Raw genomic sequence first — 25275 nt, 5'->3', positions numbered from 1 at the left:
AGCAAAGTGGAGGGAAGGCAAGCGCGAGCAAGGGAGAGCAGCTTTGTCGATTATCGGTAATTCCGTGCGACTTTGTTCTGTAACCTAGGGCCGCATGCATTTTATGTCTGAGGCTCCTCGATGAAATCCCTTTTCGATATCCGCGAACATTTTGAGAATCTCCGGCAGTTGCTCCTGTGGACCTTGTTGGTGATTCCGGTTGGAATTCTGTCCGGATCGGCCAGCGCCTTATTTCTTTGGTCTTTGGATCGTTCGACGGAGTTGCGTTGGCAATACGAGTGGCTGCTTTTTCTGCTTCCGGTTGCGGGTGTAGGAATGGCTTACCTCGACCAGTGGATTGGAAAATCGGCTAAAGGCGGTAATAATCTGATCCTCGATCGCATTCACGAACCCGGAGGAGGCGTGCCGACTCGCATGGCCCCGTTGGTTTTGTTTGGCACCTTGGTGACGCACTTGTTCGGAGGCTCGGCCGGTCGGGAAGGTACCGCTGTGCAAATGGGCGGGAGCCTGGCCAGTGCCTACGGCCGGCTTTGCAAATTCGGAGCGGAGAATACGCGTATCCTTCTGATGGCCGGAGTGGCGGCCGGGTTTGGGTCCGTTTTTGGAACCCCATTGACCGGGGCGATTTTCGCGATGGAGGTCCTAGTCATCGGGCGGATGCAGTATGGAGCTTTGATTCCCGTGATGGTGGCCAGCTTGGTGGGTGACTACACTTGCTCGGCTTGGGGGGTGCACCACGCGACTTACCACATTTCCATAAGCGACCCCGAGCACCTGCGGGCTTTGCTCGATATCCCGCTGCTGGGAAAGGTCGCTTTGGCGGCGGTGGCGTTTGGTTTGGCTAGCAAGGTGTTCGCGGAATTGACGCACGGCCTGCAAATTGGCTTTGGCAAGATTTCGCCTCACGCTCCGGTGCGCGTCGCCATGGGTGCCGCGGTAGTGATCGGATTGGTCTATCTGTTAGGGACTCGCGACTATATCGGGCTTGGGGTGCGGAGTTCGCATGAAGGCGCGGTTACTTTGCTCTCCGCGTTCGAGGCTGGTGGAGCAGATGTTTGGAGCTGGTGGTGGAAGCTCTTGTTCACGGCTGTCACCCTGTCTGTCGGGTTCAAAGGGGGCGAGGTTACCCCGTTGTTTTTTATAGGAGCGACCTTAGGAAATACCTTGGCGGTTTTGTTGGGAGCTCCAGTTGACTTGATGGCTGGAGTGGGGCTTGTGGCTGTATTTGCGGGTGCGACCAATACGCCTCTGGCCTGCACGATCATGGGGATCGAGCTGTTTGGATCGCACTACGGCATCTATTTCGCGGTCGGAAGTTTTATCGCTTACTACTGTTCTGGACACTCGGGGATCTACTCGGCCCAGAGGCTAGGAGTGCCCAAAAATAGCAGCTCCAAATTGCCACCAGACTTGCCGCTGCGAGACGTGAAAACCTTGCAAAATGCCTCCTCCAGAAAGGCAAAAAGCAGGGACAGAAAATAGGTCTCAGAGGGTCTATAAAAAAATCCTCTCTGAAGTGAATTCTATATAAAAATCTTTGCTGGAGATACTTATGGCGAAAATTAACCCCGCGTAGAAAGGCGGAGACTGTGAGCTTAGTATGCGCATAGCTTATGGAACATTTCGTGCTCGATGCGGTATGCGGTGGTGCTAGCATCCTCCTTGTTTTGAAACTTATTTTACCAACTCCTTCCTGTATCAAAATGTGCCGAAACTCCCTTTTTGGACGCGCTCCTTTAGTCGCGGCCGCTACAATCCTGCTTTCCGGCTGCGCATCTGTTGACGCCATGCGCCGCGTGGAAGTCGATTTCGAATACGTCGCCGATTTGGCGGAAGATTTGTCCAAATCGCCCTATGTCGCTCCCGAGCCACTTCCAGGATTTCTGAACGATTTGGACTACGACGCGTACCGCAAGATTCGCTATGACGCGGACAAGTACATGTGGAAAGACGAGGGGCTGCCGTTTAGCCTCGGCTTTTTTCATCCGGGTTTTCTGCACAAGAATCGACTCAAAGTTAACGAGTTCACTCCCACTCACGCTCAGCACGTTCGTTATCTGAAAGAGTTCTTCGAATTCGATGATGCCGAGTTGGAGGCCCGCATGCCTTCATCGCTCGATTACGCTGGCCTGCGTCTCTCCTACGACGCGGGAAACGAAGGAACGGACTACCGTGAAGTGGCCTCGTTTCTAGGAGCGAGCTATTTTCGCGGTACGGGTTTCGATACCCGGTATGGAACCTCAGCCCGCGGTCTAGCCATCAATTCCGGCCTCGGCATCGAGGAAGAATTCCCGATTTTCCGTGAGGTCTGGCTTGGCAAGCCATTGGGCAACTCAAGCAAGCTGGTGATGTATGCTTTGCTGGATGGGCCCAGTGTTACCGGAGCTTACGAGTTCGTTATCCGTCCGGGCACCAGCACAGTGATGGAGGTAAAAGCCCGGGTTTTCCTGCGTGAATCGGTGGAGAGCTTTGGCATTGCTCCGCTGACTAGCATGTACTGGCGGGGTGAAAACCGAACCAGTTTTGAGCACGACTACCGTCCGGAAGTGCACGACACGGATGGGCTCATCGTCCTCGAGGCTGAGGATAGCCCCCTCTGGAGAGCTCTCGATCTCTCGGACAAGACGCGCTTGTCTTACTTCAGCACCGAAGAGCTGAGCGGGTTTGGGCTCATGCAGCGCGACCGCGATTTTGATAGCTATCAGGATTTGGAAGCCGAATACCACAATCGTCCCTCTGTCTGGATCGAGACCAAGGGAGATTGGGGCAAGGGCTTCGTGAAGTTGGTGGAACTGCCCACCAACACAGAATTTGAAGATAACGTGGTAGCGTTCTGGGAGCCAGCGATTTTGCCAGAGAAAGGGGGCTCCATGGAGTTCGAGTACGATCTTCATTGGTCGCCAGAGCCAGCTCCGGAAGCCTATCCTTCGGCTACGGTGGTTTCTACCCGCACTGGCACGGATCCGTCTTATCCCGGTTCTGAGGTTTTCGTAATCGAATTCAGCGGCTCCGAGACCACTGAATCACCTGAACTTCTAACTGCGGTGGAAGGGGCTGCCCGTATGATCGACGAGCAGGTCGTTTGGAATCCGTACTCCCAAACTTGGCGTGTGGTTCTTAGGTTGGAACCAGTGGAAGCGGGTGTGACTGAACTGAGGAGTCAACTGTTGTTCCCTTCTGGGGAGAACTCTGAAGTTTGGGCTTATCAATGGACCCACTAGAGAAAATAGCCCCTCGCTCCGAAGGATTCATTGACTGGGGCGACGCGTACCAGCGGGTGGAGCGCTACTTTTGCGCCTTGCACATCCAAGACCGCCTTTTGCTGAGCCAGCTGGTGGCCAAGATCCTTTCACGCGCGGCGGAGCGCGTAGAGCCCTCTGGCAAAAGTCCTTCGGTGCTCGCCATGGAAGAGGCCAAAAAGGTGGTGCGAACCTGGTTTGCCGAAGTATTGGAAGCGGCAGGAGTGCCGCAGAAGGAGATCGGCGCCCAAGGGCGTTTGGCACTTTTTTTGGCTGATATGCCGACCCGTTGGCAGGGCGAATTTTTGCATCCCGGCCCGTGGCCTCAGGAATTCCTCGATTCGATGAAGAACACGTTCCTGCGCACGGGGCCTGACTTTAGCGAAGCTCGCATGATCCCTAGAAAGATCGACTTGGGACCGGTTTCCGCAGTGGCGGACGAGACTTGGCGAGTCATCGACCGTTGGCCATTTGTGGGAGCTCTTGTGGTGTGGACTATCTACATCGGAATATTTGGCCTAGTCGTTTACTTGCTCAGATAAGATGAAGAACGAACCTAAAAAAGGCCGGCAGTTCCTCGATTGGCAGAGGCTCTTCTTCTTTGTTACGGCTCTCATGTTCACCGCTTTTCCCACGGTGCTCTTTTCCAATTTCCTTTGGCGGCTCGGTATCGAGCAGGGCATCGTGCCACTCACGATCCTCTTCGCTATCCTCAATTGGAACATCTCTTGGGGAGCGACCCACTCGCTGATCGGCTTTTTCTACCGCCGCCGCCGAGCCAAGGAGATCAACGAGACTCCTGTCGATCCGGACAACCCTGGAAGCGTCGCGATCGTGCTCCCAGTCTACAACGAAGACCCGAAGCGCGTGTTCGCGGGGCTTCGCACTATGTACGAATCGCTGAAGCAAACCGGACGTGGCGAGGTATTCGACTTTTTCATACTCAGCGACTCCACTAAGCCAGAACGTTGGCTGGAGGAAGAGCAAAGCTGGGCTAGCCTGTGTCGGGATCTGGATGCGTTTGGCCGTATACACTACCGTCGCCGCACGGTGAATACAGATAAGAAAGCCGGCAATTTGCTCGAGTTCTGCGAAAGCTGGGGATCCCGCTACCGTTACATGGTCACACTTGACGCGGATAGCGTCATGACTGGCGACACGCTGGTCGCGCTTTACGACCGCATGGAAGCGGACCCGCGAATCGGACTCCTGCAGACTGCTCCCAAGATCGTATACTCCGAGAGTTTCTGGGGACGGCTTCAGCAGTTCTCCAATCACTTCTATGGCCCGGTTTTCATCGCTGGACTCAACTTCTGGCAAGGGGGGCAAGGCAACTATTGGGGGCACAACGCGATCATCCGTTTGGGACCTTTTATCGATCATTGCGCCCTGCCGGATTTGCCCGGTCGCGAACCTTTCGGAGGCAAGATCCTGAGTCACGACTTCGTGGAAGCGGCCCTCATGCAGCGAGCCGGTTACGAGGTACGTTTGGCGGAAGATTTGGAGGGGACTTACGAAGAATGTCCGCAGGATATGATCGAGCACGCCAAGCGTGATCGACGCTGGTGCCAAGGAAACATGCAGCACTTCTGGCTGCTGTTCTCGCGCGGTCTCACGTTTGCCAGCCGCCTGCATTTGGGCAATGGCATCATGGGCTACGCGTCTTCTTTGCTCTGGGCCATCTTTTTGATCCTGAGCGGGATTCTGATCTACAACCGGGTTCGCAGTCAGCTTTCGCTTCTGCCCACCAGCGGTGTAGGCGACATTTTCCAAATCCCATTGGCTGAGCATGGAGCTTTGATTGGAGGAGTGACCTTTAGCCTGCTTTTCTTGCCGAAGGTGTTGGCATTGCTCGATGCCTTCCTGACCAAGGGCCGGACGCGGTTATTCGGCGGCGGAATTCAGTGCACGGTCAGCGTCTTGCTGGAGATCATAACTTCCGCTGCGGTGGCTCCGGTTATGATGCTTTATCATGGCCAGTTTGTTGTTTTCACCGCGCTTGGTAAAGGAGTCGGCTGGTCCACTCAAAACCGCTTAGCGGGTGATGGACTTCGACTTTACGATGCCTTCAAGTCGCACCGCACGCACGCACTAGTTGGCTTGATTGCCACCTTGTTGGCCCGACAGGTCAGCGATACTTACTTGTATTGGACGCTGCCAGTCAGTGGTGCCATGATGGTCTCTCCTTTTGTCTCCTGGATCGTGAGCAAGCCTTCCATCGGCCGAGCTTTGGGGCGGATGAAAATCCTGTCGACTCCGGTGGAGATCGATACATCTGCCGAACTCGAAGCGGTCCCGGTTTTGCAGGAACGCTTCACGCAGTCCAATTGGATTTTTGACGACGAAAAGCCGATCCCGGGGGTAATGAATGCAGTGGTGGATCCCTATCTTAACGCCATCCGAGTGAGTCTGGCAGGCGCTGCTGCGACTCAACAAAACACGGAAGCGAATAATAAGATCCTGACAGAGCGCTTGCTCAAGCAAGGCAACGGGGCGCTGAGGTCCAATGAGGAAAAGCAGGTTCTAAGCGATGTGGAGATGTTAACGCAGCTGCACGCCGAGGTCTGGACCATGGATCCTGAAGACCTGCACTCCAGCTGGAAACCGCTCTTCGACCGCTATCGCTGGAGTTCGTGAGCTTTGGGTTTTCGCTTTTTGAGCTAGAGCCCTGTCACGTAGGCTTCGAGCTGCTCGGGAAGGGCGAGTTCGAGGTGGTAGACGCGGGATGTTTTGTGCTCGTGTGGTTCGAATTCTGAGGGCTCGATCTTGAAGGTGATTGTTTTGCGATCTTCGCTGATCGTGGCTGCGGCGAAGCTATGCTCGATCAGGTCAAGCTCCGGCGAGCCGTAGTCGGGGGCGTCACGATAGTACCAGGATTCGAGTTGAGTTTCGGACAATAGAATCTCTTCGGTCAGCGATTTCTCCAAAGGCTGAGTCAGCTCGATTTTCAGCGTGGTTTCCGCTTCATCCAAAGAAGCGGAAAGAATGCCTTGAGCTATGGTTTCCCCGTCCCAAACCAGTCTTTGCAAGCTGGCGATCTTTCCGCCTTGGGCGTGCCAGCCGCGTCCTGTTTGGCCGATCAGTAAACTTCCATCCGGCAGAAATACGGGCCGCATCAAGCCGGATTGCAGCTCGGATCCGAATGGGATGACGGCAGCTCTCAGTTGCCCGCCCACTTCGTAAGTCGCGACGCGCAGAAGTTTGGACTGGGTCTGGTCTCCGATGAATATTTGCCCAGCGAAAGGACCAAAAGCTCCGCCCGTGGTATCCCAAGCCATGTGGCCGGGGGAGTTGGCGACTCGGTTGTGAGGGAAGAGAGCGACTGCTTTTTCTCTGCCCTCCGCCACTGCCGACCACTGGATTTCAGCGGAGTCAGGTGTCATATTTGGCAAGTCGATCAGGCCGGCGGGATGTCCGTAGAATTTGCCTTCCTGCAAGATGAAGAGTTTAGAGGTGGATACGAACTCGCCCTGATTGTCCGCGTACCAGATCGTGCCTTCAGGATCGATCCCAAGGCTGGCCGGACTGCGCAAACCATTGGCCCAGGGAATGAATTCGCCTTCGGGCGTCACCTTAATCGTCCAGCCACTGAATCCTCCGGAAGTGCCCATGTAGGCGCCTTGTCCCTTGTAAATGGCGTCGTCGGTATGCAAGAGGTTTAGGTTGAAATAGTAGTTTCCATCCGCGTCGCGAACCGGTCCGTGCATGTAGGAGTGGTAGTTGCCGTGATAGCTAAATTGGTCAGCCAAGGTCTCGAAGCTGTCCGCTATTCCATCGCCGTCTGTGTCGCTAATGCGGGTGAGTTCCGGCTTCTGCCCGGCAACGATGGTGAGGCCTTTCTCGTCTTCAACCACCAGGCCGAGACAGTCGAATAGCCCCTCGGCGAAGAGTCGCCATTGTCCGTCGACAATTCGCCAGATTCCTGCGGTTCGGGTACCGACCACGATTGTTCCATCCGGGGCCACGTCGATGGCGGTGGCCTCGAAAAGGAGATCGCGCCCGTAGTTGTCGACCGGCTGCACGTATTGCTCCGATCGGTAGCCTGCAGGGAGATCGGCTTCCGTTTCCTTAACGACTAATGGCTGGACGAGGTGGTTTTCCTCAACAGGTTCCGGTCTCCAGACCAAACTGGCGAGGCCGATTTTCGCGGTAAGGCTGGCTTGCAGATTCGCAGTGGCAGGCAAGATCCAGCGTCCGTCCTCGCCGAGAGTTCCGGAATCAACAGTGATTTCGCCCAGGGCGTTTGCATTTATTGAGAAGGCCTGCTCTTGCACGAGTTTCCCGCTGAGAAGGAAGGTCGCGGTCCCGTCCGAGTTGATGTTGGCCTGCACGGCAAGGGTGTTGGGGCCAATGCGATATTTGAAGAAAGGAGCTGCATCTGGCTGGGTGGAATCGAGGGAGTAGCCGAGGAATTTCGCGTCGATTTTGGCCAGCATCTCGAGGTGGTCTTCGCTGGAGTGGAGGGAGGCGTCGATGGTTTCCCAATCCCGGAAGACCGCTTCCTTGAAGGAGAAGTCGATGGGAGAGCCCTCGGAATCGAGCGGAGTGAGCAAGCCGCCTTGCCCCGCAAAGTCGATCTCCTTGCTTGCAAATCCTGGCGAGAATCCGCCGCCGCCGCGGTTTTCCCACTCGCCAGCTCCATTGACGAAGCCGCCTTGCCAGAGCTTTTCGATCGCTAAAGTCCGCGGGTCGAAGGTGTAGTTGACTCCATTGGGCAAGCCCACGTGGATGCTGCGTCCGGAGAGTCCTTCCATGGTGCCGCGTTGGATACGGGTCCGATCCAGGACCAGAACTTCCATGGGATCGGCGGTTGGGTCGTATTCGGTGGGGCCATCTTTCGGAACGAGAACCTGCACCGCGTCGCGAGTTTCCGGATCGTTTAGCGTAGCGAGGTAGCGGTAGATGGCGTCGACCTTGGCGTTGGAAAGAATTTCCTCCGTGTAGGTAACCATGACTGGCAGGTAGGGTTCGCCGGCATTAGCGCCCGACTCGGCGATGGCTAGCTCGGCGGCGGGTAATCGGATGGAACGTTTGGCGTAGGAGCGGTCTGCATCGATGGAAAAATGGGCCCCAGTGGCTGGCTCCACGATTTCCCGTTTACGCGGGTAGCGCTGGAAGAGACCGTACAGATTGGGGCCAGTCTTGAATGAGGTGTCTCCTTTTTTAGTGGTGTGACATTCGATGCAGCCGAGGGCGGTGAAGGTTTCTTTGCCTAACTCCACTTGATCGACGAGTTCGGAGATGTTTGAGCTTTCTTCATCAGATGGTACTAGGACTTCTTCGAAATTGGCGTGGTCGATCCTAGCGTTTTGGATGGCGATAGGGCCGTTTGCCGCTCGGAAAACCAGCGGGCCATCGTACTGCTCCCAGTGCTGGATCGATCCGGAATTGTAGTAGGGGATCTGGACTTCCTTTTGCACGACTTCGCCATTGATGCTTATATCGAGGAAGAATGCGTTGGCCACCTTGTTGAAGGCCTCGTCCTTGCGGTGGGGGCGGAAGCGGATCTCCACAGTGTTCCATTCGCCGGCGGGCTTGGCGGCATCGAGGAGTGGGGCTTGGGCGTCGAAAGCGAAGTCGCGCTCCGTGTCGAATCCAGCTTGCAAAGCCCCAGAGGTTGAAGCGGAAGGTGTTTGCTCGCCGTGGCTGGACAACCTTATCTCGTAGCGGCCTTGCACGTAGACGGCCGCCTCTGATTCCGGAGGAACCATGTATTCGAAGCTTATTATTTGGTCGGCGTAGGTGGCTCCGGTCCTGAGGTAGCCGTTCCCGTCGCTCGCTTCACCTTTTGTGTAAAAGATGTCCCCTTCTGGATGCTGTTGTGGGGTGAGTTCTCCTGAATCTGCGTCTAAACCGATATCTGTTGCGAGTTCCCAGTCATCGCTGGGGTTGAAGATGGCGGGGCTCAGCTCGGCTGCTTGCAGCTGGGCCGCCGCGACCAGGATCAGGAAAAAAAGGGAGAGGGGGGAGCGTTGAGAAAGGGTCATATTGCTTGGAAACGAAGGAGTCGTCTATTCGGCCGCGGAAAGCCGGTCAAAGTGCGGCAAGGCGCTAATCGGAGCAATTAGGAAATTTTCGCCTTTCCGAAATGCGTTGCGCCCGATGCTTAGCCCTCAAGTATCAGCCCTTATGGCGGAAAAAATAGAGATAAATATCCCCGAAAATCTGCGACAGTTGAAGGGCCAGTTTGGTGGCGTCTTTGGTATCGCGATTTTCGCTCTCCTCATATGGGCCGGATTTTCCAGTGTTTACACAGTGCCGGCCGAATCCCAAGGCGTCGTGCTGCGATTTGGCAAATTCCTAGAAACGGTGGATCCCGGGCTACGTTTCAAAGTGCCTTTTGGCATCGACCAAGTTTCGATCGTGCAGGTAAGGCGTCAGCTCAAGCAAGAGTTCGGGTTTGCGACTCAAGGCGCTACGGATCGCAGCCAGTACTCTCCCAATCGACGCGAGCAGGCTCTGGAGCGAAGCATGGTGACGGGTGACCTGAATGCCGCGACAGTAGAGTGGATTGTTCAGTACCGTATCCAAGATCCAAGACAGTTTCTGTTCAAGGTTCGCGATCCGAAGGACACCTTGCGCGACATTTCCGAGTCTGTGATGAGAACGGTTGTGGGCGACCGGACAGTGGACGAAGTAATTACGGTGGGCCGTCAAGAGATCGCCATCGTCGCTTTGCGTATGATGCAGACTTTGGTCGATAAGTACGAGCTCGGTTTGAGTATCGACCTTGTACAGCTACAGAACGTGAACCCGCCGGACAAAGTCCGCCCTTCGTTTAATGAGGTGAATCAAGCTCAGCAAGAGCGTGAGAATCTAATTAATGTAGCGAATGGTGAATACAATAAGGTCATCCCACGCGCTCGTGGACAGGCGAATCAGTCGATCCAAGAGGCGGAAGGTTATGCGTTGGCCCGAGTCAATGAAGCGGAAGGGGATGTCGCCCGTTTCGAAGCATTGCTTCTTGAATACGTGAAAGCTCCGGAAGTGACCAAGCGTCGACTATATTTGGAGACGATGCAGGACGTGGTGTCTGGTATCGATAAGAAGATAGTGCTCGATAGTGACGCCAGCGGAGTGCTGCCGCTTCTGCAGCTGAACCAGTAATCGCAATCCGGAACTCAGAAAAGAAATGAAACAGATAGCTCAGTTTTTTGCGATTCTAGTGTTTTTGGCCCTGGTGGTCGTTGGCTACAATTCGATCTATACCGTTAGCGAAACGGAACAGGTGATCATTACTCAATTTGGAAAGGTGATTGGCGAACCAGTCACGGAATCGGGACTGCATTTTAAGGTTCCGTTTGTGCAGACGCCCAACGTAATCGAGAAGCGGATACTTGATTGGGATGGCGATGCTCGCGAAATGCCGACCAAGGATAAGACCTTTATCGAGGTGGATACCTTCGCTCGCTGGCGAATTGCGGATCCGAAACAGTATTTCCTCCGCCTTCGAGACGAACGCAGCGCTCAATCCCGTTTGGACGACATTCTTCGTTCTTCGACCTTGAGCGCTATCGCCAACCACGATTTGGTCGAAGTTGTTCGCTCCACTAAGGATCGCGAGCCGGATCCAGAAGCCAGTATCGCAAGCGGTTCGGGCAGTATCGGAAACTTGCAACAGATCGAACTTGGCCGTGTAGCGGTCGAGGAGGAGATCTTCGAATCGGCAGCGGGAGAGTTGGAAGGCTTCGGTATCGAACTTTTGGACGTACGCTTCAAGCGTATCAACTACCACGAGAGCGTGCAGCAAAGTATCTTTCAGCGAATGATCTCTGAGCGTCAGCAGATCGCGGAGCGTTTCCGTTCCGAGGGTGAAGGTGAAGCTGCCAAGATCACCGGTAAGCGTGGTCGGGACTTGCAGGAAATAGAATCGGAAGCCTACCGTTCCGTCCTCGAAATTCGGGGTAAGGCGGATGCGAAGGCGACTCAGATCTATGCGGATGCATACAACCAATCGCCTGAAGCGATCGAGTTTTACGAGTTTATCAAATCGCTCGAGGCCTATGAGACAGTACTGAAGGGTGAAACCACGTTGATCATGACCACCGACAGCGAGCTCTTCAAATACCTGAAGACGATAGACGGGAAAATGACACCCGCACCGTAAGTCTTCGTTCCATTTCGCAAGAAAGGCCCGCCGGATTGGCGGGCCTTTTCTGTGACGGCAAGATTGTTGCAGAGAGTTAGTCGAGGTAGCGAAGGTGGATTTTCCATCCTGCCCATACGCCGACCATTGAGCAGGCTCCGCTCACGAAAAAGGCAGTCATAAAGCCACCGATTAGACTCCCGAGGTACCAACCAAGGTAGCTGAAAAGAGTCATAAAAACGAAGATGCATAGCTTTTGCATCCTCCAGATATCGACCGAACTAAAGCCCGGTTGAATTGCGGGCCTAGAGGCGTCCCTCTTCCATGTCGTAGACGTCGAACCAGACGCGGACGATTTTTCCCTCTGGGATAAACTGCGGAATGTAGCCTTCGAGGAATTCCTGCAATTCGATAGGCATGTCGACGGGCCGTTTGGAACGCATCTCGTTGTTCCAGGCAATGATTTCGCGAGTGTTTTTGATCTGCGACTTTTCAGTTATCCAGGCCGCGACTGCGGCATCATCGGCTCCACTCGCTACAAACTCTTTGAAAGAGTCGCTGCTGATACCGGAGAAATTAAAGAACGTATTGTCCAAAGGACAACCAAAGTGGTACTCGCCGTTGGTCTCAGCGAGCACGGCTCGGCATTTGTCTAATGCTCTGCTAGCGACCACGTAGCCGGCGAGGGTTTCACGGGGACTTCGTGGAAATTCAGTACGAAGGTCTTTTGCCAGGGTTTTCAGGTCATTCATTACCTCGATCAAACGCGGTTAGGCTGCACTTGATTGAGAATTTAGAACCTAAACCAAATGGAGCGAAACGCTCCACTGGTTGGCCCTTATCCGCCGCGGCTACCTAATCGCAACGGACAAGGGCGTTACCAGGAACAAAGCGCAAGTTCCTCCACACTCTCCTGAGGAGGACTAGTCAGGAAGCTGCCCCTACAGCTCGATCTGAATCTTTACGCTTTCTGGAGATGGATCGCAGGCGTAGTCGAAGGCTTCTACACTCTGCTTAAATTGGTATGTATCCGTGATAAGAGGACGAACGTCTAGCTTGCCGCTTCCCATGAGCTCGAGAGCTTCTGGGTAAACGTGGGCGTAGCGGAAAACTGACTCGATGCGGACCTCCTTGATTTGGGCGGCCACAACGTCGAATGAGACGGGAGCTCCCGGCATGCCGATCAGCACGAGGCAACCACCTGGGCAAACTGTTTCCAAGCCGTCGGAGACTGCGTTTGGCACTCCGGCTGCATCGAAGACGATGTCTACGCCCCAATCGTCGGTCGCCTTTTTGATGACCTCGACCAAGTTTTCGTTTTTGACGTTGATGGGTGTAATATTGCCCAGCTCAGCTGCTTTCGCTAGCTTGACCTCTTGTATATCGGAAATGAATACGTGGCTGCATCCTTTGGCCAAAGCGGACAGGGCAGTGACCATGCCTATAGGTCCCGCTCCGATAACTAGGGCTGTGGAGCCTGGTTTAATTTTCGCCTTATTGGCAGCATGGATACCCACTGCTAGCGGTTCTACGATGGCTCCCTCGCCAAAGGAAACCGAGTCCGGCAGTTTGAAGGTGAACTCTGCTGGGTGTACTACGGATGGTCGCAAGCAGCCATGGATAGGAGGCGTCGCCCAGAAACGTACTGCGGGATCCAAATTGTAGATACCGAGCTTGCTCGCTTTGCTCTCAGGATCGGGAATGCCTGGCTCCATGCAGACGCGGTCGCCAGCCTTCAAGTCACTGACCTCGCTACCGACTTCCGTGATTACTCCCGCCGCCTCGTGGCCCAAGACCATAGGCTCCTTCACGATAAAGGGTCCGATGGCTCCATGTTTGTAGTAGTGCACGTCGCTGCCGCAAATACCAACGGTGCGGACGTCGATTCGCACGTCTTTAGGTCCCAGCTCTTCACTGATTTCTATGTCGCGGAGGGTTAGGCTTCCCGCTTTTTCTAGGACGAGGGCATTCATGGAGTTTTAAGCTTTTAGAGTTATGAAGTTTCTTACCGGTTTGCAGGCTCCTAAAAATTCCGAACGTGCGGAAGGTGAGGAAGAAGCGACTACAATCGCGTAACTGCCCGGCTGATACGATTTTTCACCGGACTCGGAAAATAAGGCTAGGGAGCTCACGGGGATCTCGAAGCGTATCCTCTTTTCGGATTTGGAAGGGATGGTGACTCGTTGGAAGTCCAGAAGTTGAGCCTTCGGTGCGAGCGGCCAATCCTGAGGAGGTTCACTGTAGCACTGGACTACTTCGTCCACGTCGATATCGGAAGGATTCCGCACTATGGTCTCTACGATGACCGTATCCGATTCCCCGAACTCGTCGCTATCGAGAGGTATTCCTTCGTAGCTCAACTCACCGTAGCTCAATCCGAAGCCGAATGGGTAGAGCGGCTCCTTCTCAAGGAATTTGTAGGTGCGGCCCTGCATGGAATAGTCTTCGAAGGGCGGCAGATCACTTGTTGCAAAAGGAACGCTGATAGGAAGTTTTCCGCTCGGAGAAGCCTTGCCGAACAATACATCCGCCACGGCTCGCCCACCTTCGCAACCTGGATACCAGCAAAGCATGACCGCGTCTGCGACCTTGTGGATTTCAGGAATCGCCATTGCTCCGCCGCCAGTCAGCACCACGACCAGTTTTTTGCAGTAGGGGCGTAGTTGTTTTATGAAGTCGATTTGCGGCTGCGGTAGCTCCACGCGATCGCGGTCGCCGCCGGAAGTAGAGGCGACTGTATCTCCTTCTTCGCCTTCAAGGGTTTGGTCGAGCCCCATTACTGCTACGACGTAGTCGGACTTTTCAGCCGCGTCGAAAGTGTAGTTAACCCCGGGAGCTTGCTCGCTGAGGATTGGGCAACCCGGACGATATTTGACCGCCGTGTTTTCCGGAAGTGTTTCCAAGACACCTTGCAGGATGGTAACGAGGTTGGCGCTGATGCCGTGATAATTTCCGATCAAGGCTCCCACGTTAGCAGCGCAGGGACCGACTACGAGGACGCGCTCTGGGTTGTTATCCAAAGGCAAGGCCTTGTCCTGGTTTTTCAGCAGAACGATCGATTCGAGAGCTGCCTTTTTGGCGAGGGCTCGATGTGCTGGAGATTCAACTACGGAAAGGTCAACGCTGCCTTTGGCGGAATCGTCCCGGTCGAGCAGTCCGAGCTTGAGTTTGGTACGGAGCAGGCGTCGAACGGAGCGGTCGACTTCCTCTTCGGTTAGCAGTCCGCTTTCGATTGCCTCGACTACATGGGTGTAGGTGCAGCCGCAATTTAGGTCGCAACCATTTCGAATGGCGAGGGCTGCGGACTCGGCTCGAGTCTCAGTCACGCCGTGATAAAGGTGGAAGTCGTCGATGGCTCCGCAATCGCTCACGAAGTGGCCTTGAAATCCCCATTGGTCGCGAAGAATTTCGTCGATGAGCAGGGTGCTGGCACAACAGGCTTGGCCGTAGGTCCGATTGTAGGCGCCCATGACTGCTTCGACGCCGGTGTCGACCAGAGACTTGAAGGCGGGGAGGTAGGTTTCCCAAAGATCTTTGGCGGTGGGAACGGCGTCAAATTCGTGGCGAAGGCTTTCCGGTCCGCTGTGTACAGCATAGTGCTTGGCACAGGCTGCGGTCTTGAGCCGCTCTGGATCGTCGCCCTGCAGCCCCTTCACAATCTCGGTTGCCAATTCGCTGGTGAGGAGGGGATCTTCGCCAAAGGTCTCTTGGCCACGGCCCCAACGAGGATCGCGGAAGATATTAACGTTGGGTGTCCAAAAAGTAAGTCCGCGGTATTGTCCTCGCCAGCCGCGACGCTTGGCATCCTGATGTTTGGCGATGGCTTCAGTGGCGGTTACCTCTGCCACTTCCCGCATCAGTTCCCGGTCCCACGATGCGGCCATGCCGATGACTTGGGGAAAAACGGTTGCGGATCCGGCCCGACCAACTCCGTGGCAGGCTTCATTCCACCAGTCGTAGGCGGGGATTCCTAGGCGTTCCACGGCAGGAGTCTCGTGCATCATTTGCCGCACCTTTTCCTTCAAGGTGAGGGATTGCATCAAGATCTCGAGACGCTCCTCCACTGGGAGGTTCGGATCGCTGATTTTTTCTGCGAGGTCGGGGGCGAGTGAGCTTTCGCTTTGGTTGAGATTTTCCATTGGGGGCACAGCTGGATTTGAGCGGGGTAAGCACTGTCGCCAGAGGCATCGGACGACCCTCGGAACTTCATTCAAAAAATACCGACCCGCAAATTGAGAAAGGTTCTACTTTTAGAATTGGCAAAATTGGGGTGATTGTACTACGGGTTTTCTATGGCAGGAAAACGGGTAACCCTCTCGGACATTGCGAAGCGCGACGGCTCGCATGTGACAACTGTATCTCTAGCCATGCGGAACAGTCCGAAGCTGCCCGAAGCGACCAAGAAGCGGATTCAGAAACTAGCCAAAGAGATGGGCTACGTGCCAGATCCGGCCTTAGGGGCGCTTGCTTCTTACCGACGCAGGGCGAAAGAGACCCGAAGCAAGGAGACGCTCGCTTACGTGACAAATTGGACTAGCCGTTGGGGCTGGAAAGATGACCGCTCGCATGCCCAGTTTTATGAAGGGGCAACCGAGGCTGCCGATGCGATAGGTTACCAGCTGGAGCATTTTTGGTTGAGCGAGCCAGGTATGACCCACAGCCGCTTCAGTAAGATTCTCTTCACGCGTGGCATTCGTGGAATAATCATCGCTTCTCACAGCCGGGAGCACGAGGCTCCACTGGAACTGGACTGGAAGGGCTTTAGCTGTATCAAAATCGACTTTTTCCCGCACAAGCCGCAGTTGCCCAACGTAAGCAACGACCAGTGCGGCTCGGTGCGTCTCGCCTTCCAAAAGGCTCTGGAATCGGGGGCCAAGCGGATCGGTTTGGTGATGCATCGCGGCTGGGACATGAGCGTGGACCGCATGTGGACGGCAGGCTTTCTAGTAGAGCAGTATCTAGTGGAGGAGAAGGATCGTCTTCCAGTCTGCTATTTTCCAGCTGCGGAGCCTCGGGAGGTTTGGGAGAATGAGACGGAGGTGGAGGTCAAGATCGATACGGCTCGCTTTAAGGAGTGGTATGAGAAGTGGAAACCGGAGGTCATCATTGGCAATCGGGTTTTCATAGCCGATGCGATGAAAGAACTGGGTTTGGAAGCTCCCCGTGATTTTGGATTAATCGACTTATTCCTTTACGAGAAGAACGGCAAGGATGCGGGGATCGTGCAGAATCATCGTTTCGTCGGGGCCACCGCTATCAACATGTTGGCCTCCCGGCTAATGCGTAACGACCTCGGTTTGCCGACCTATGGCCGGACCAGTTTCGTGGAGGCGGATTGGACGGACGGGGAATCGCTCCCTACGAAGTAGCGGCAGGCCTTGCTCAAGAGAGCGAGATCTGGCCGGAAGCTATCTTGGCAATGGTGTCTGGATAAAGGCGGTGCTCCTGTTCAAGCACCCGAGCCTGAAGGCTCTCTGCAGTATCGTTTTCCAGTACCGGTACTTGGGCTTGCTGAAGAATCGGGCCCTCGTCGAATTTCTCCGTGACCAGATGCACCGTTGCTCCGGATTCGCTTTCGCCCGCCTCAAGCACCGCTTCGTGCACCCGCATGCCGTACATGCCGTGTCCTCCGAATTTTGGCAGCAGGGAAGGGTGTATATTTAGGATCTTGCCTTGGAAGGCGGTCAAAACCTGCGGGCCGATCTTCTTCATGTAGCCGGCTAGAATCAAAAGGTCGACTCCGGCCTCCCGCATGGACTGGAGGATGGCGGCGTCGAGGTCCGCGAGGTCGGGGTGGGTTTTGCCATTGAGGACTTTGGCCGGCATGCCGGCGAGCGCGGCACGTTCGATGGCGTGCGCTTTCGGATTGTTGCAGACCAACAGAGCGGGAGTCGCGGCGATGGAGCCGTCGGCGCAGCGGTCCAGAATGGCTTGCATGTTGGAACCTCCGTGGGAAGCGAGAAATCCGAGTTTCATGGGCGTCAAGGTTTGGCGGAAGGAGAGCGAGGGAGCCGAATGCTGTTTGGCTTGGTGGGAATTGAAAGGGTGAAATGAAGGGATTTTCCAGTAAATGCCAAGCGAGTGTAGCGGCGCTTTTTCGGGGGGCGGTCTGCATTTGTCCTAGATCTATTGATAAAAGAATCAGGTGCAAAGTGAGAGGCAGGGAAAAAGGAAGAGAGGGGAGAGCCAGCGGCATCTTGAGCTGAAGAGATTGACTGCTCTTTGGTTGGCGGAAGCTGGATGTCAGTCGGTGGCAAGCGAGGTGAGGATCCCTCTCTCGCCCTATCGAGTGGATGTTGCGGGGTATCGAGCGGTACCTCGCATGGGAGTGTGGGGGCAGACTTACGCAATGGAGTGCAAGCAAAGTCGGGCTGACTTTTTGCGGGATGCGGGAGTGGAGGTATCGGCAGTCCGCGAGCTCGGAGTTGTCAAAGAAGAGGTGGAGGAGCTACGGCAGTTGCTAGGCGTACATTTGCCCGATTGCCGCCAAGGTTCCGTCCTCTTTCGGGAGTTTGACGAGTACGATTTCGGAGATTTGCGTCACGAGAGGTGGCGACGCCTCGTTTCTCGGCTTTCGCTCCTCGAGAGAAAACTCGCCGAGGGGGTGAAGTTTTCTCGTTTGGTTCGCTACGCTTCGGCCAACTTCTTTTATTTGGTAGTGGAGGAAGGAGTGTTGGCCGATGCGCGGGAAATCCCTCCGGCCTGGGGATGTCTTGTGCGGGAGGGAGGAAGCCTTCGCTTGGAGCGCGAAGCAACTTCACTGGCGAGCCCCGTAAATGCGAAGCTCGCTTATTTGGAACGAATTTCCGCTCGGGCGAGCAAGCTTGTGGCGGCTTCCCGGGTTAACTCGGAATCTGGTGCCTAAACCAGGAAGTGGGAGGCGATAGCGATGACTCCGGCGGCGAAGCAGTAGTAGGCGAAATAGATCAACTTGCCGCGAGTGACGATGGCGATCATCCACTTGCAGGCGAGAACCCCGGCAAGGAAAGCGGCGATAGCTCCCGCAATTAAACCGATGGGCGGCACCACGCTATTGGCCATCTCTCCGTCTAGGATTTCTTTGCAATTCGCCCCGAGGATGGGGATGAGCACCATAAGGAAAGAGAAACGAGCCACCTTTTTCTTGTCCACGCCAAGCAGCAATCCGGTTGCGATGGTGGAGCCCGAGCGGGAAATTCCGGGCATGACGGCGATTGCTTGAGCGATGCCGATGATGATGGCCTTCTTGTAGGTGACGGGGCCGCCCTCCTTGGGAGAATAGTAGGTGAATGAGAGGAGCGCCCCGGTGAGTAGGAGCATGCAACCGACTAGGAGCACGTTGCCGGTGAACAAGCTCTCGACCTCGTCCTTGAAGAACAGTCCCACGAAAATGACTGGAAAGGAGGAGATGATCAGCATGGCGATGTACTGTTTCGACTCGTTCCAGCTGGTGGTGAAGAGGCCTCGGAAAAGGTCCATTATGTCTCGCCAGAAAATGACAATCGTAGAGAGAACGGTGGCTCCGTGCACGACAACGGTGAAGGTCACATCTTCGGTCGTTTCGATGCCGAGGATGGCTTTGCCGAGCTCTAAGTGCCCGCTGCTGCTGACGGGTAGGAATTCCGTTAGGCCCTGGATGATGCCAAGGATGATTGCTTCGAGTAGAGACATTATTGGATCGGTTTCAAAGAGTTGCGAGCCGCTACCTGAGCTTGCAACGACACATGGAGCAAGCTCGGAGCTTGGTGTTGCTGGTTTTTTCCGCGTTCAAATGCTTCCTGGTTCAGAGTGCTCACGGGGTCACTCCAGCAATTGACGCACCATTTGCTCCGCCTGAAAGGAGTAACTGCTGCCAAACAAGTACAAGTGGTTTAAACAGTGGTAGAGATTGTAGAGGATTTTTCGTTTCTCGTATCCGGCCGCGAGAGGAAAGGCATCCTGGTAAGCGGTGTAGAATTCGGGTGAAAAGCCTCCAAAAAACTCAGTGAAGGCGAGATCTGTCTCCCGGTCGCCGTAATAGGAAGCTGGGTCGAAGACAAAGGGGGCTCCATCCGAGTCAAAGGCGACATTTCCTGACCAAAGGTCGCCATGCAGAAGAGAGGGTTGGGGCGCGTAGGATTCGAAGAAATCAGGTAGCGTTTGTAGTAGCTGATCTGCTCCCGGAATGCGGTAGCCCAGTTTCTGACAGAGCGTTAGCATGCGTTTGAGGCGATGTTCTTTGAAAAACTCGTCCCAGTTCTCGCCTCTCGGGTTCGGTTGAGGGGTCGCCCCAATGAAATTGTCCCTTTTCCAGCCAAAGAAAGGTTTCTGGATCTTGTGAAGCTCAGCCAGCTGCCGGCCCAATTTAGCCCAGTCCCTAGAGCCGCTGCGAGCGGGCTCGATGTATTCGAGGATCAGGTACGATTTATTTGAGCTTTCAAAGGAGGCGAGCACCTTTGGTACGCGAACGGTTTGCGTGTCTGCCAACTCGTTGAGAGCTTCGGCTTCGCTGCTGAAGGCGGATGAGAAATCGGGGCGGTTTGATTTCAGGAAAAAGCGATGACCGTCTCCCTGCAGACAGTAGGCGTCGTTGATGCAGCCTCCCCCCAGAGCCTTCTGGGATTCGATCTGGAAAATGGTGCCAAGTTGCTCGGATATCGCGGCTTCGATCCTAGCTTTATCCTCTTCCATTTCTCGTGGCGACGACTCTGTCGGGCGAGCTTATGAGCTTTGGATTTCCTTTAGTATCTGCAGGCAACCGTCTTCCAGTAAGTCCAAAACGTGTTCGAAGCCTTGGGCTCCCCCGTAGTAGGGGTCGGGCACCTCGGTATCCGGGTGCTGGATGCAAAAGTCGCAGAAACGCTTGATCTTATGTTCGTTTTCCGGGGTCGAAAGCGCGAGCAGGTCAGCGTAGTTCGCGTCGTCCATAGCCAGGATTAGGTCGAATTCGTCGAGATCCTCGGCGGTGACTTGTCGTGCAGAACCGGTCATCGGGAGGCCTCGTTTTTTGCCCGCTACGGTCATGCGTGGATCCGGAGGGTTGCCAGTGTGGTAGCCAATGGTGCCTGCGGAATCGCATTTTACGGAATCGGCTAAGCCGGCATCCTCAAGAAGCTTCCTCATGACGTTTTCCCCCGAGGGCGAACGACAAATGTTTCCCATGCAAACGAACAAAAGCGATGTGATCGGGTGCGATTTTGCCATGTTGGGTCGATGGACTAGGCGAAGTTTTGCGGTGGGGCAAATCGTTTCTGAACTTGCGAGGATTAGCGTTGCTTGACCTGTGATCTATCGATTACTCTTCGTGTCTATGATCGATGCCATTAAGAAAGTCATGCTGGCAGGCGTAGGTGCCGCGGCGGTAAGTGCAGAGAAGGCAGAGAAAGCCCTCGATGATCTGGTAGCCAAAGGAAAACTTTCGGCCACGGACGCAAAAGAAGCTGCCAAGAAATTGGCGGATGACGGAAAGAAGGAATTGGACGAAGCGTCGAAGAACTTGGAGGAACGTTTTGACTCTGTTCTGAAAAAGCTCGGACGTGGCCAAGCTGAGCGTATCGAGAAATTGGAGACTCAGATCGCTCTCCTCGAAGCCAAGGTGCTGGAGCTAGAGGCGAAGAACGCGGTCGAAGTTTCCGATTAAGCTTAGCTCGTCGCTTGTTTACGGTTGCCGTGGGGGATTTGTCTCGCTCCACGTTTTTATTGTTGTTGCCGTCTCTTAGCAGTACATGTCGATAAATCCTTTAGAAATCCTTACCAACGCGGTTCGTGCGAAAGAGATCGTAACCGTGTTGGCTCGATACGGATTCGCCGATCTATTGCTTAAGCTGGATCTTCCTCCGCGTTTGACGAACTTGCTGCGTTCAATGGCTTTGGGGAAACTTGCCCCAGGAAAGCGGAGCCAGTGGGAGCGTATGCGGGTGGCAATGGAGGAGCTCGGGCCGACCTTTGTTAAGTTTGGTCAGCTCTTGAGTATGCGGCCTGATGTGGTGCCGGAGTCGCTTATTAAGGAATTGCGAAAGCTGCAGGAGAACGTGCCACCTGTATCATTTGAGCAAATACGGCCTATCCTTGAAGAGGGGCTGGGCAGTTCCATTGATTCCGTTTTTTCAGAGTTCGATGAAAATGCGATTGCGGCCGCTTCCATGGCCCAAGTTCACAAGGCCAGACTCAGGTCGAATGGAGTGGAGGTCGCGGTGAAAATTCAGCGACCGGGCTTGGAAAAGATCATCGATGCGGATTTCGATATTCTTGTTTGGCTCGGGAGACAGGCTCATGAAAGGCTGGATGATCTTCGCCCCTTGAATTTGCCAGCCGTAATAGACGCGATGCGGGAAGGCTTGGAACGAGAGCTCGACTTCAGGCGAGAAGCTCGAAACTTGAGTTTTTTTTCCCGAGGTAACGCTTACCCCGAATCCGTAACGGCTCCTCAAATATTTAAGGAACACTGTTCCCGTCGTGTCTTGGTGATGGAGTGGATCGACGGATTGCGGTTGGAGAAAATTCCAACTGGAAGCGCGGAAGCCAAGCGTCTCGCTCGGGTCGGCTCTCGCTCCATGTTTCACCAAATCATGATCAACGGCTACTTCCATGCCGATCCTCATTCCGGAAACATACGCGTAACCAATGACGGGAAGTTGTGCTTTCTAGACTGGGGGATGACTGGTCAGCTGACGCATCGAATGCGCTACGGCTTGATGGATCTTTTTCACGCCTTTGTGAAAGGGGATCCCGAGCAAGTTACAAGGATCGCCATGACCTTGGCCGATACCGGAGAATCGGTTGATCGACGCCGGATGGAGCGGGATGTGAATGTAGCGATCCGAGAGCATTATAATCCGGATACAGGGGAAGGGGATGTGGGACGCGCGATCCTGGCACTGCTTTACATCTTCGGGCGAAATGGGATAGATTTGTCTCGCGATTATTCGATGATGGCGAAGGCGATTCTTTGCGTAGAGGAGACGGGCGTCTCGCTCGATGAACATTATAATCTGAAGGATGAATTTGCTCCTGTCCTGAAGAAGTTGATACAGAAGCGACGTAATCCCAAGCGGATCGCAGCGGAAATTCGGGATGGTTTCGCCACCGGACTAGATCAGTTTCAGGCTATTCCGGAGGAGACGCTTCGGATTCTCAAAAAAGTCGAAAAGAATAATCTCAAGATTAACCTAGAGCACCGCGGGCTAGACGATTTGGGAGATACGATTAGCGACGCCAGCAACAAGATTACCCTAGGCATCATCATAGGTTGTCTCTTGGTCGGTTCATCTTTAATCGTCACCTCTAATACTCCACCTATTGTATTTGGCTTCCCGATACTGGGTATCGTGGGCTACGTGATGTCTCTTCTGTTGGGTCTCTATGTTGCGTTTGATATTTTGAGAGGTCGGCCGAAGTAGGGTCGGAACTTCGCTCGCGCCCCATAGATTTTTCTTTCCTCGAGAAGGCCGCTGGGCTTTTTTGTCTGCCATGTCCACTGCTCCTTTCATCTACGTTTCCGGCCCCGACGACTATTTGGCTAGTCGCATGGCTAAGGATATCTGGGCAGAACTCAAAAAGGATGTCACCGATGATTTTTCTATCGAGGTAATCAATGGCCAGGCGGGCAAAGTGGACGAGGTTCAGGAGGCGGTGAATCGTTTTCGCGACGCCGTTCAGACTTTGGGGCTATTCGGGGGGAGACGAGTAGTTTGGCTCAAGGACGTGACTTTCATCGCTGACAATGTACTCGGCCGTTCTGAGGGGACAACCAAGGCTTGTGAGGACCTGCAGGAAATTTTGGAGGGAGTAAATTCGGATGAGGTTGGGGTTTTGATTTCAGCCTCTCCAGTCGACAGGCGTAAGCGTTTTGCGAAGTTTCTGGAGAAGACGGGTGATTACCGACCCTCTGGTGGAGTGGATGGAAAGGGTAAGGGAGTAGAGGCTTTGGTCGCGGCGATGAGCCGGGAATGCGAAGCCATGCAGGTAAGCATCGCCCGAGATGCCGTGGAGGTGTTGATTAGCAAGGTGAATGGAAATTCCCGTTTGTTGATCGAAGAGATTCGTAAGCTTGGAACTTACCTAGGCGAGCCGGGCGGGCAGATTACGAGTAAGCTGATCGAAGAGTTGACCCCGAATTTTGGAGAAGGTGACTTTTTCGAGACCACGGAAGCTTTTTTCGCTCGGGATATCAATTGGACTCTGGCGGCATTGAGACGCCATTTTTTCAGCGGAAACGACGCGAGACCAGTGATTGCCTCCTTGCAGAACAGAAACCGCTTACTCATCCAGCTTCGATCTTTGGTGGACGGGGGCGAAATCCAGACGGGGGGAAGCGGCATTAGCAAACCCACTTTTGAGCGAGCCGCGGCGAAGTACGCCGCTTTCTACGACGGACTGAAGAGTAAGAGCGGTTTCAACGTGTTTACCCAGAATCTTTGGTACATGGGCAAGCTGATCAGCGGAGGTAAGTTTCCCACGCTCAAGGCTCTGATCGATCATCAACTCGAGTTTATCCGAGCCTTTGAGGAGATCGTAGATCGTCCGAATGAGCAGGAGGAGGCCTTGAGGGCCATGGCGATTCGTTGTCTCGCTTAGGGGCAAGGTCGGAAATGTGCACGCTTGAGGAACCTTGGCTGCTAGATCTGTTCAAGAAGCGGTGTGGGTTTCCGCTTGATCGGGTACAATGGCGGCGCCAGCCTTTTTCGCCTTGTTTCTGGTAGCCTCCCGCCAGATGAGTCCCTCGAGGATCCCTTATGAGAATTTGCCTTTTTACTGACAGTTTCCTTCCTTACATATCTGGCGTCAGCTCAGCGGTTTACAACCAAGCGAACGAGTTGAGCCGGCGAGGGCACAGTGTGAGTATTTTTCATCCTCGACCCAGCCGTAACGACTCATTCGAAACCGTTCCTGGCTTGGATTCCAGTGTCAGCGTGTACGGACTTCCGTTTTCTGTACCGACTTTCAATATTCCGAAATTGCGGTGGTCGATGCCTCTTTTTCTCTATTCGTACCGTAGATTGAGGCAGGATCCTCCGGATCTAGTTCATGTGCACACTGAGTTTGGCTGCGGATTGGAAGGGATGCTTTTGGGGCGTTGGAAAAACGTTCCTGTGATCGGTACGTTCCATACCTTTTTCGCTGAGCCGGATTACTTGAAGCAGTTTTACCTGCCTGCCTTTGGCTGGACACAAAAAGCGATGTGGAAGTACTCGGTGGGATTTTTCAATCGCTGCGCCCATATCGTCAGCCCCTCCAAATCGGTGCGTGATCACCTGGTCTCGAGGGGGTTGCACCGTCCAGCCACCGTATTGTCGAATGGGATCGAACGTATGAGCCTTCGTCCGCCTGAGGAAATTCAGGCCTTTCGGAAATCACTCGGGATCGAGGATTTTGCCTTCATTTATATTGGACGCGTTTCCCCCGAGAAATCGATCGAAGTGGCTTTGGCTGCGTTTCGCCAAGTCTTACACGAAAACCCGAAAGCCAAATTCGTACTAGTGGGCAATGGCCCCGGCGATGCCGCGGTCGATGAGAAAATCGCCGAGCTAGGAATCCAAAATTCTGTGATCCGTACTGGGCGGATAGAGCGAGATCGCTTGATGAAGGAGAACTATCCTCTCTTGGGAGACGTTTTCGTGACTGCTAGCAAGACTGAGAATCAGCCTGTCAGCATTCTTGAAGCTTTGGCTTTTGGGCTTCCTCTCGTTGGCCCGAGAGCAAAGGGGATTCCTGAATTAGTCGATGATGGGGTGAATGGTTTGATCTTTGAACCTGACAATGTGGAGCAGATGGCCGCTTGCATGTCGCGACTGATGGGAGATCGAGCGTTGCACAATCAAATGCGGGAAGCTTCGCTTGCGACGGCGGGCACCCACGACTTGCAGCATGTTGGCGACGAGCTAGAGGCTATCTACTTGAACGCGATCGCGGGAAAGAAAGCGGAGGTTTTGGGACAGGTTTTTCCCTCTGTTTAGATCGTTGTTTGCGATTGTTTACCGGCACGCGAACCGC

21 protein-coding genes are annotated in these 25275 nt (G+C 54.4%); 12 read left to right on the top strand and 9 right to left on the bottom strand.

Annotated elements, in window-relative coordinates; genetic code table 11:
• Window positions 1–120: 120 nt before the first annotated feature.
• From H5P27_RS12085 to mdoH, 4 genes are all read left to right on the top strand, one after another.
• Entirely contained in the window at window positions 121–1482 is a 1362-nt protein-coding gene (locus H5P27_RS12085; RefSeq protein ID WP_185660649.1) for a voltage-gated chloride channel family protein, read from the top strand.
• 221 nt (window positions 1483–1703) lie between these two features.
• Complete coding sequence (locus H5P27_RS12080) at window positions 1704–3221, top strand: glucan biosynthesis protein G (RefSeq protein ID WP_185660648.1); 1518 nt, start codon at window positions 1704–1706, stop codon at window positions 3219–3221.
• On the top strand, window positions 3209–3781 hold the full coding sequence (locus H5P27_RS12075) for a hypothetical protein (protein WP_185660647.1): 573 nt from the start codon (window positions 3209–3211) through the stop codon (window positions 3779–3781). The genes H5P27_RS12080 and H5P27_RS12075 overlap by 13 nt, the downstream gene beginning before the upstream one ends.
• 1 nt (window position 3782) lies before the next feature.
• Window positions 3783–5876: a glucans biosynthesis glucosyltransferase MdoH gene (gene mdoH, locus H5P27_RS12070; protein WP_185660646.1), complete on the top strand. Its 2094-nt coding sequence runs from the start codon at window positions 3783–3785 to the stop codon at window positions 5874–5876.
• A 23-nt stretch (window positions 5877–5899) separates the two neighbouring features.
• On the opposite strand, the gene H5P27_RS12065 is transcribed toward mdoH, so the two are convergent.
• Complete coding sequence (locus H5P27_RS12065) at window positions 5900–9226, bottom strand: 3-keto-alpha-glucoside-1,2-lyase-like domain-containing protein (protein WP_185660645.1); 3327 nt, start codon at window positions 9224–9226, stop codon at window positions 5900–5902.
• A gap of 142 nt (window positions 9227–9368) precedes the next feature.
• Here H5P27_RS12065 and hflK point away from each other — a divergent pair, with 142 nt between their 5' ends.
• Complete coding sequence (hflK, locus tag H5P27_RS12060; protein ID WP_185660644.1) at window positions 9369–10346, top strand: FtsH protease activity modulator HflK; 978 nt, start codon at window positions 9369–9371, stop codon at window positions 10344–10346.
• Between the two features lie 25 nt (window positions 10347–10371).
• A complete protein-coding gene (hflC, locus tag H5P27_RS12055; protein WP_185660643.1) occupies window positions 10372–11346 on the top strand; it encodes a protease modulator HflC in 975 nt (324 codons plus the stop codon).
• Between the two features lie 76 nt (window positions 11347–11422).
• On the opposite strand, the gene H5P27_RS12050 is transcribed toward hflC, so the two are convergent.
• From H5P27_RS12050 to H5P27_RS12035, 4 genes are all read right to left on the bottom strand, one after another.
• Window positions 11423–11587, bottom strand: coding sequence for a hypothetical protein (locus H5P27_RS12050; protein WP_185660642.1), 165 nt, complete (start codon window positions 11585–11587; stop codon window positions 11423–11425).
• A gap of 43 nt (window positions 11588–11630) precedes the next feature.
• Window positions 11631–12077 (bottom strand): DUF5069 domain-containing protein, encoded by a 447-nt coding sequence (locus tag H5P27_RS12045; protein ID WP_185660641.1) that lies wholly within the window; start codon window positions 12075–12077, stop codon window positions 11631–11633.
• A 189-nt stretch (window positions 12078–12266) separates the two neighbouring features.
• Window positions 12267–13298 (bottom strand): NAD(P)-dependent alcohol dehydrogenase, encoded by a 1032-nt coding sequence (locus tag H5P27_RS12040; protein WP_185660640.1) that lies wholly within the window; start codon window positions 13296–13298, stop codon window positions 12267–12269.
• Window positions 13299–13304: 6 nt separating this feature from the next.
• Complete coding sequence (locus H5P27_RS12035; RefSeq protein ID WP_185660639.1) at window positions 13305–15464, bottom strand: glycoside hydrolase family 3 C-terminal domain-containing protein; 2160 nt, start codon at window positions 15462–15464, stop codon at window positions 13305–13307.
• A gap of 153 nt (window positions 15465–15617) precedes the next feature.
• On the opposite strand from H5P27_RS12035, the gene H5P27_RS12030 reads away from it, so the two are divergent.
• The gene (locus H5P27_RS12030; protein WP_185660638.1) at window positions 15618–16694 is read left to right on the top strand and encodes a LacI family DNA-binding transcriptional regulator; all 1077 of its coding nucleotides are present in this window, start codon (window positions 15618–15620) and stop codon (window positions 16692–16694) included.
• A gap of 13 nt (window positions 16695–16707) precedes the next feature.
• On the opposite strand, the gene purN is transcribed toward H5P27_RS12030, so the two are convergent.
• Window positions 16708–17301, bottom strand: coding sequence for a phosphoribosylglycinamide formyltransferase (purN, locus tag H5P27_RS12025; protein ID WP_185660636.1), 594 nt, complete (start codon window positions 17299–17301; stop codon window positions 16708–16710).
• A gap of 235 nt (window positions 17302–17536) precedes the next feature.
• On the opposite strand from purN, the gene H5P27_RS12020 reads away from it, so the two are divergent.
• Window positions 17537–18190, top strand: coding sequence for a hypothetical protein (locus H5P27_RS12020; RefSeq protein WP_185660635.1), 654 nt, complete (start codon window positions 17537–17539; stop codon window positions 18188–18190).
• Here the strand turns inward: H5P27_RS12020 and H5P27_RS12015 are convergent.
• From H5P27_RS12015 to H5P27_RS12005, 3 genes are all read right to left on the bottom strand, one after another.
• Window positions 18187–18975, bottom strand: a complete 789-nt coding sequence (locus H5P27_RS12015) for an undecaprenyl-diphosphate phosphatase (protein ID WP_185660634.1) — start codon at window positions 18973–18975, stop codon at window positions 18187–18189. The genes H5P27_RS12020 and H5P27_RS12015 overlap by 4 nt on opposite strands.
• Before the next feature lie 129 nt (window positions 18976–19104).
• Window positions 19105–19974 (bottom strand): fructosamine kinase family protein, encoded by an 870-nt coding sequence (locus tag H5P27_RS12010; RefSeq protein WP_185660632.1) that lies wholly within the window; start codon window positions 19972–19974, stop codon window positions 19105–19107.
• Between the two features lie 30 nt (window positions 19975–20004).
• Entirely contained in the window at window positions 20005–20487 is a 483-nt protein-coding gene (locus H5P27_RS12005; RefSeq protein ID WP_185660631.1) for an arsenate reductase/protein-tyrosine-phosphatase family protein, read from the bottom strand.
• A 79-nt stretch (window positions 20488–20566) separates the two neighbouring features.
• On the opposite strand from H5P27_RS12005, the gene H5P27_RS12000 reads away from it, so the two are divergent.
• From H5P27_RS12000 to H5P27_RS11985, 4 genes are all read left to right on the top strand, one after another.
• Entirely contained in the window at window positions 20567–20923 is a 357-nt protein-coding gene (locus H5P27_RS12000) for a phasin-related domain-containing protein (RefSeq protein WP_221774695.1), read from the top strand.
• A gap of 85 nt (window positions 20924–21008) precedes the next feature.
• Window positions 21009–22682, top strand: a complete 1674-nt coding sequence (locus tag H5P27_RS11995) for an ABC1 kinase family protein (protein ID WP_185660630.1) — start codon at window positions 21009–21011, stop codon at window positions 22680–22682.
• 70 nt (window positions 22683–22752) lie between these two features.
• A complete protein-coding gene (holA, locus tag H5P27_RS11990) occupies window positions 22753–23859 on the top strand; it encodes a DNA polymerase III subunit delta (RefSeq protein WP_185660629.1) in 1107 nt (368 codons plus the stop codon).
• A gap of 158 nt (window positions 23860–24017) precedes the next feature.
• On the top strand, window positions 24018–25238 hold the full coding sequence (locus H5P27_RS11985; RefSeq protein ID WP_185660628.1) for a glycosyltransferase: 1221 nt from the start codon (window positions 24018–24020) through the stop codon (window positions 25236–25238).
• Window positions 25239–25275: the final 37 nt, after the last annotated feature.

It is taken from the genome of Pelagicoccus albus (assembly GCF_014230145.1).
Taxonomy (GTDB): domain Bacteria; phylum Verrucomicrobiota; class Verrucomicrobiia; order Opitutales; family Opitutaceae; genus Pelagicoccus; species Pelagicoccus albus.
The sequence above is the reverse complement of the archived record's forward strand: the minus strand, read 5'-3'. Positions and strand labels throughout refer to the sequence as shown.

Bases quoted from the DNA above. Each gene is read 5' to 3' on its own strand.
- H5P27_RS12085 (WP_185660649.1), top strand. From the start codon at position 121: ATGAAATCCCTTTTCGATATCCGCGAACATTTTGAGAATCTCCGGCAG.
- H5P27_RS12080 (WP_185660648.1), top strand. From the start codon at position 1,704: ATGTGCCGAAACTCCCTTTTTGGACGCGCTCCTTTAGTCGCGGCCGCT.
- H5P27_RS12075 (WP_185660647.1), top strand. From the start codon at position 3,209: ATGGACCCACTAGAGAAAATAGCCCCTCGCTCCGAAGGATTCATTGAC.
- mdoH (WP_185660646.1), top strand. From the start codon at position 3,783: ATGAAGAACGAACCTAAAAAAGGCCGGCAGTTCCTCGATTGGCAGAGG.
- H5P27_RS12065 (WP_185660645.1), bottom strand. From the start codon at position 9,226: ATGACCCTTTCTCAACGCTCCCCCCTCTCCCTTTTTTTCCTGATCCTG.
- hflK (WP_185660644.1), top strand. From the start codon at position 9,369: ATGGCGGAAAAAATAGAGATAAATATCCCCGAAAATCTGCGACAGTTG.
- hflC (WP_185660643.1), top strand. From the start codon at position 10,372: ATGAAACAGATAGCTCAGTTTTTTGCGATTCTAGTGTTTTTGGCCCTG.
- H5P27_RS12050 (WP_185660642.1), bottom strand. From the start codon at position 11,587: ATGCAAAAGCTATGCATCTTCGTTTTTATGACTCTTTTCAGCTACCTT.
- H5P27_RS12045 (WP_185660641.1), bottom strand. From the start codon at position 12,077: ATGAATGACCTGAAAACCCTGGCAAAAGACCTTCGTACTGAATTTCCA.
- H5P27_RS12040 (WP_185660640.1), bottom strand. From the start codon at position 13,298: ATGAATGCCCTCGTCCTAGAAAAAGCGGGAAGCCTAACCCTCCGCGAC.
- H5P27_RS12035 (WP_185660639.1), bottom strand. From the start codon at position 15,464: ATGGAAAATCTCAACCAAAGCGAAAGCTCACTCGCCCCCGACCTCGCA.
- H5P27_RS12030 (WP_185660638.1), top strand. From the start codon at position 15,618: ATGGCAGGAAAACGGGTAACCCTCTCGGACATTGCGAAGCGCGACGGC.
- purN (WP_185660636.1), bottom strand. From the start codon at position 17,301: ATGAAACTCGGATTTCTCGCTTCCCACGGAGGTTCCAACATGCAAGCC.
- H5P27_RS12015 (WP_185660634.1), bottom strand. From the start codon at position 18,975: ATGTCTCTACTCGAAGCAATCATCCTTGGCATCATCCAGGGCCTAACG.
- H5P27_RS12010 (WP_185660632.1), bottom strand. From the start codon at position 19,974: ATGGAAGAGGATAAAGCTAGGATCGAAGCCGCGATATCCGAGCAACTT.
- H5P27_RS12005 (WP_185660631.1), bottom strand. From the start codon at position 20,487: ATGGCAAAATCGCACCCGATCACATCGCTTTTGTTCGTTTGCATGGGA.
- H5P27_RS11995 (WP_185660630.1), top strand. From the start codon at position 21,009: ATGTCGATAAATCCTTTAGAAATCCTTACCAACGCGGTTCGTGCGAAA.
- holA (WP_185660629.1), top strand. From the start codon at position 22,753: ATGTCCACTGCTCCTTTCATCTACGTTTCCGGCCCCGACGACTATTTG.
- H5P27_RS11985 (WP_185660628.1), top strand. From the start codon at position 24,018: ATGAGAATTTGCCTTTTTACTGACAGTTTCCTTCCTTACATATCTGGC.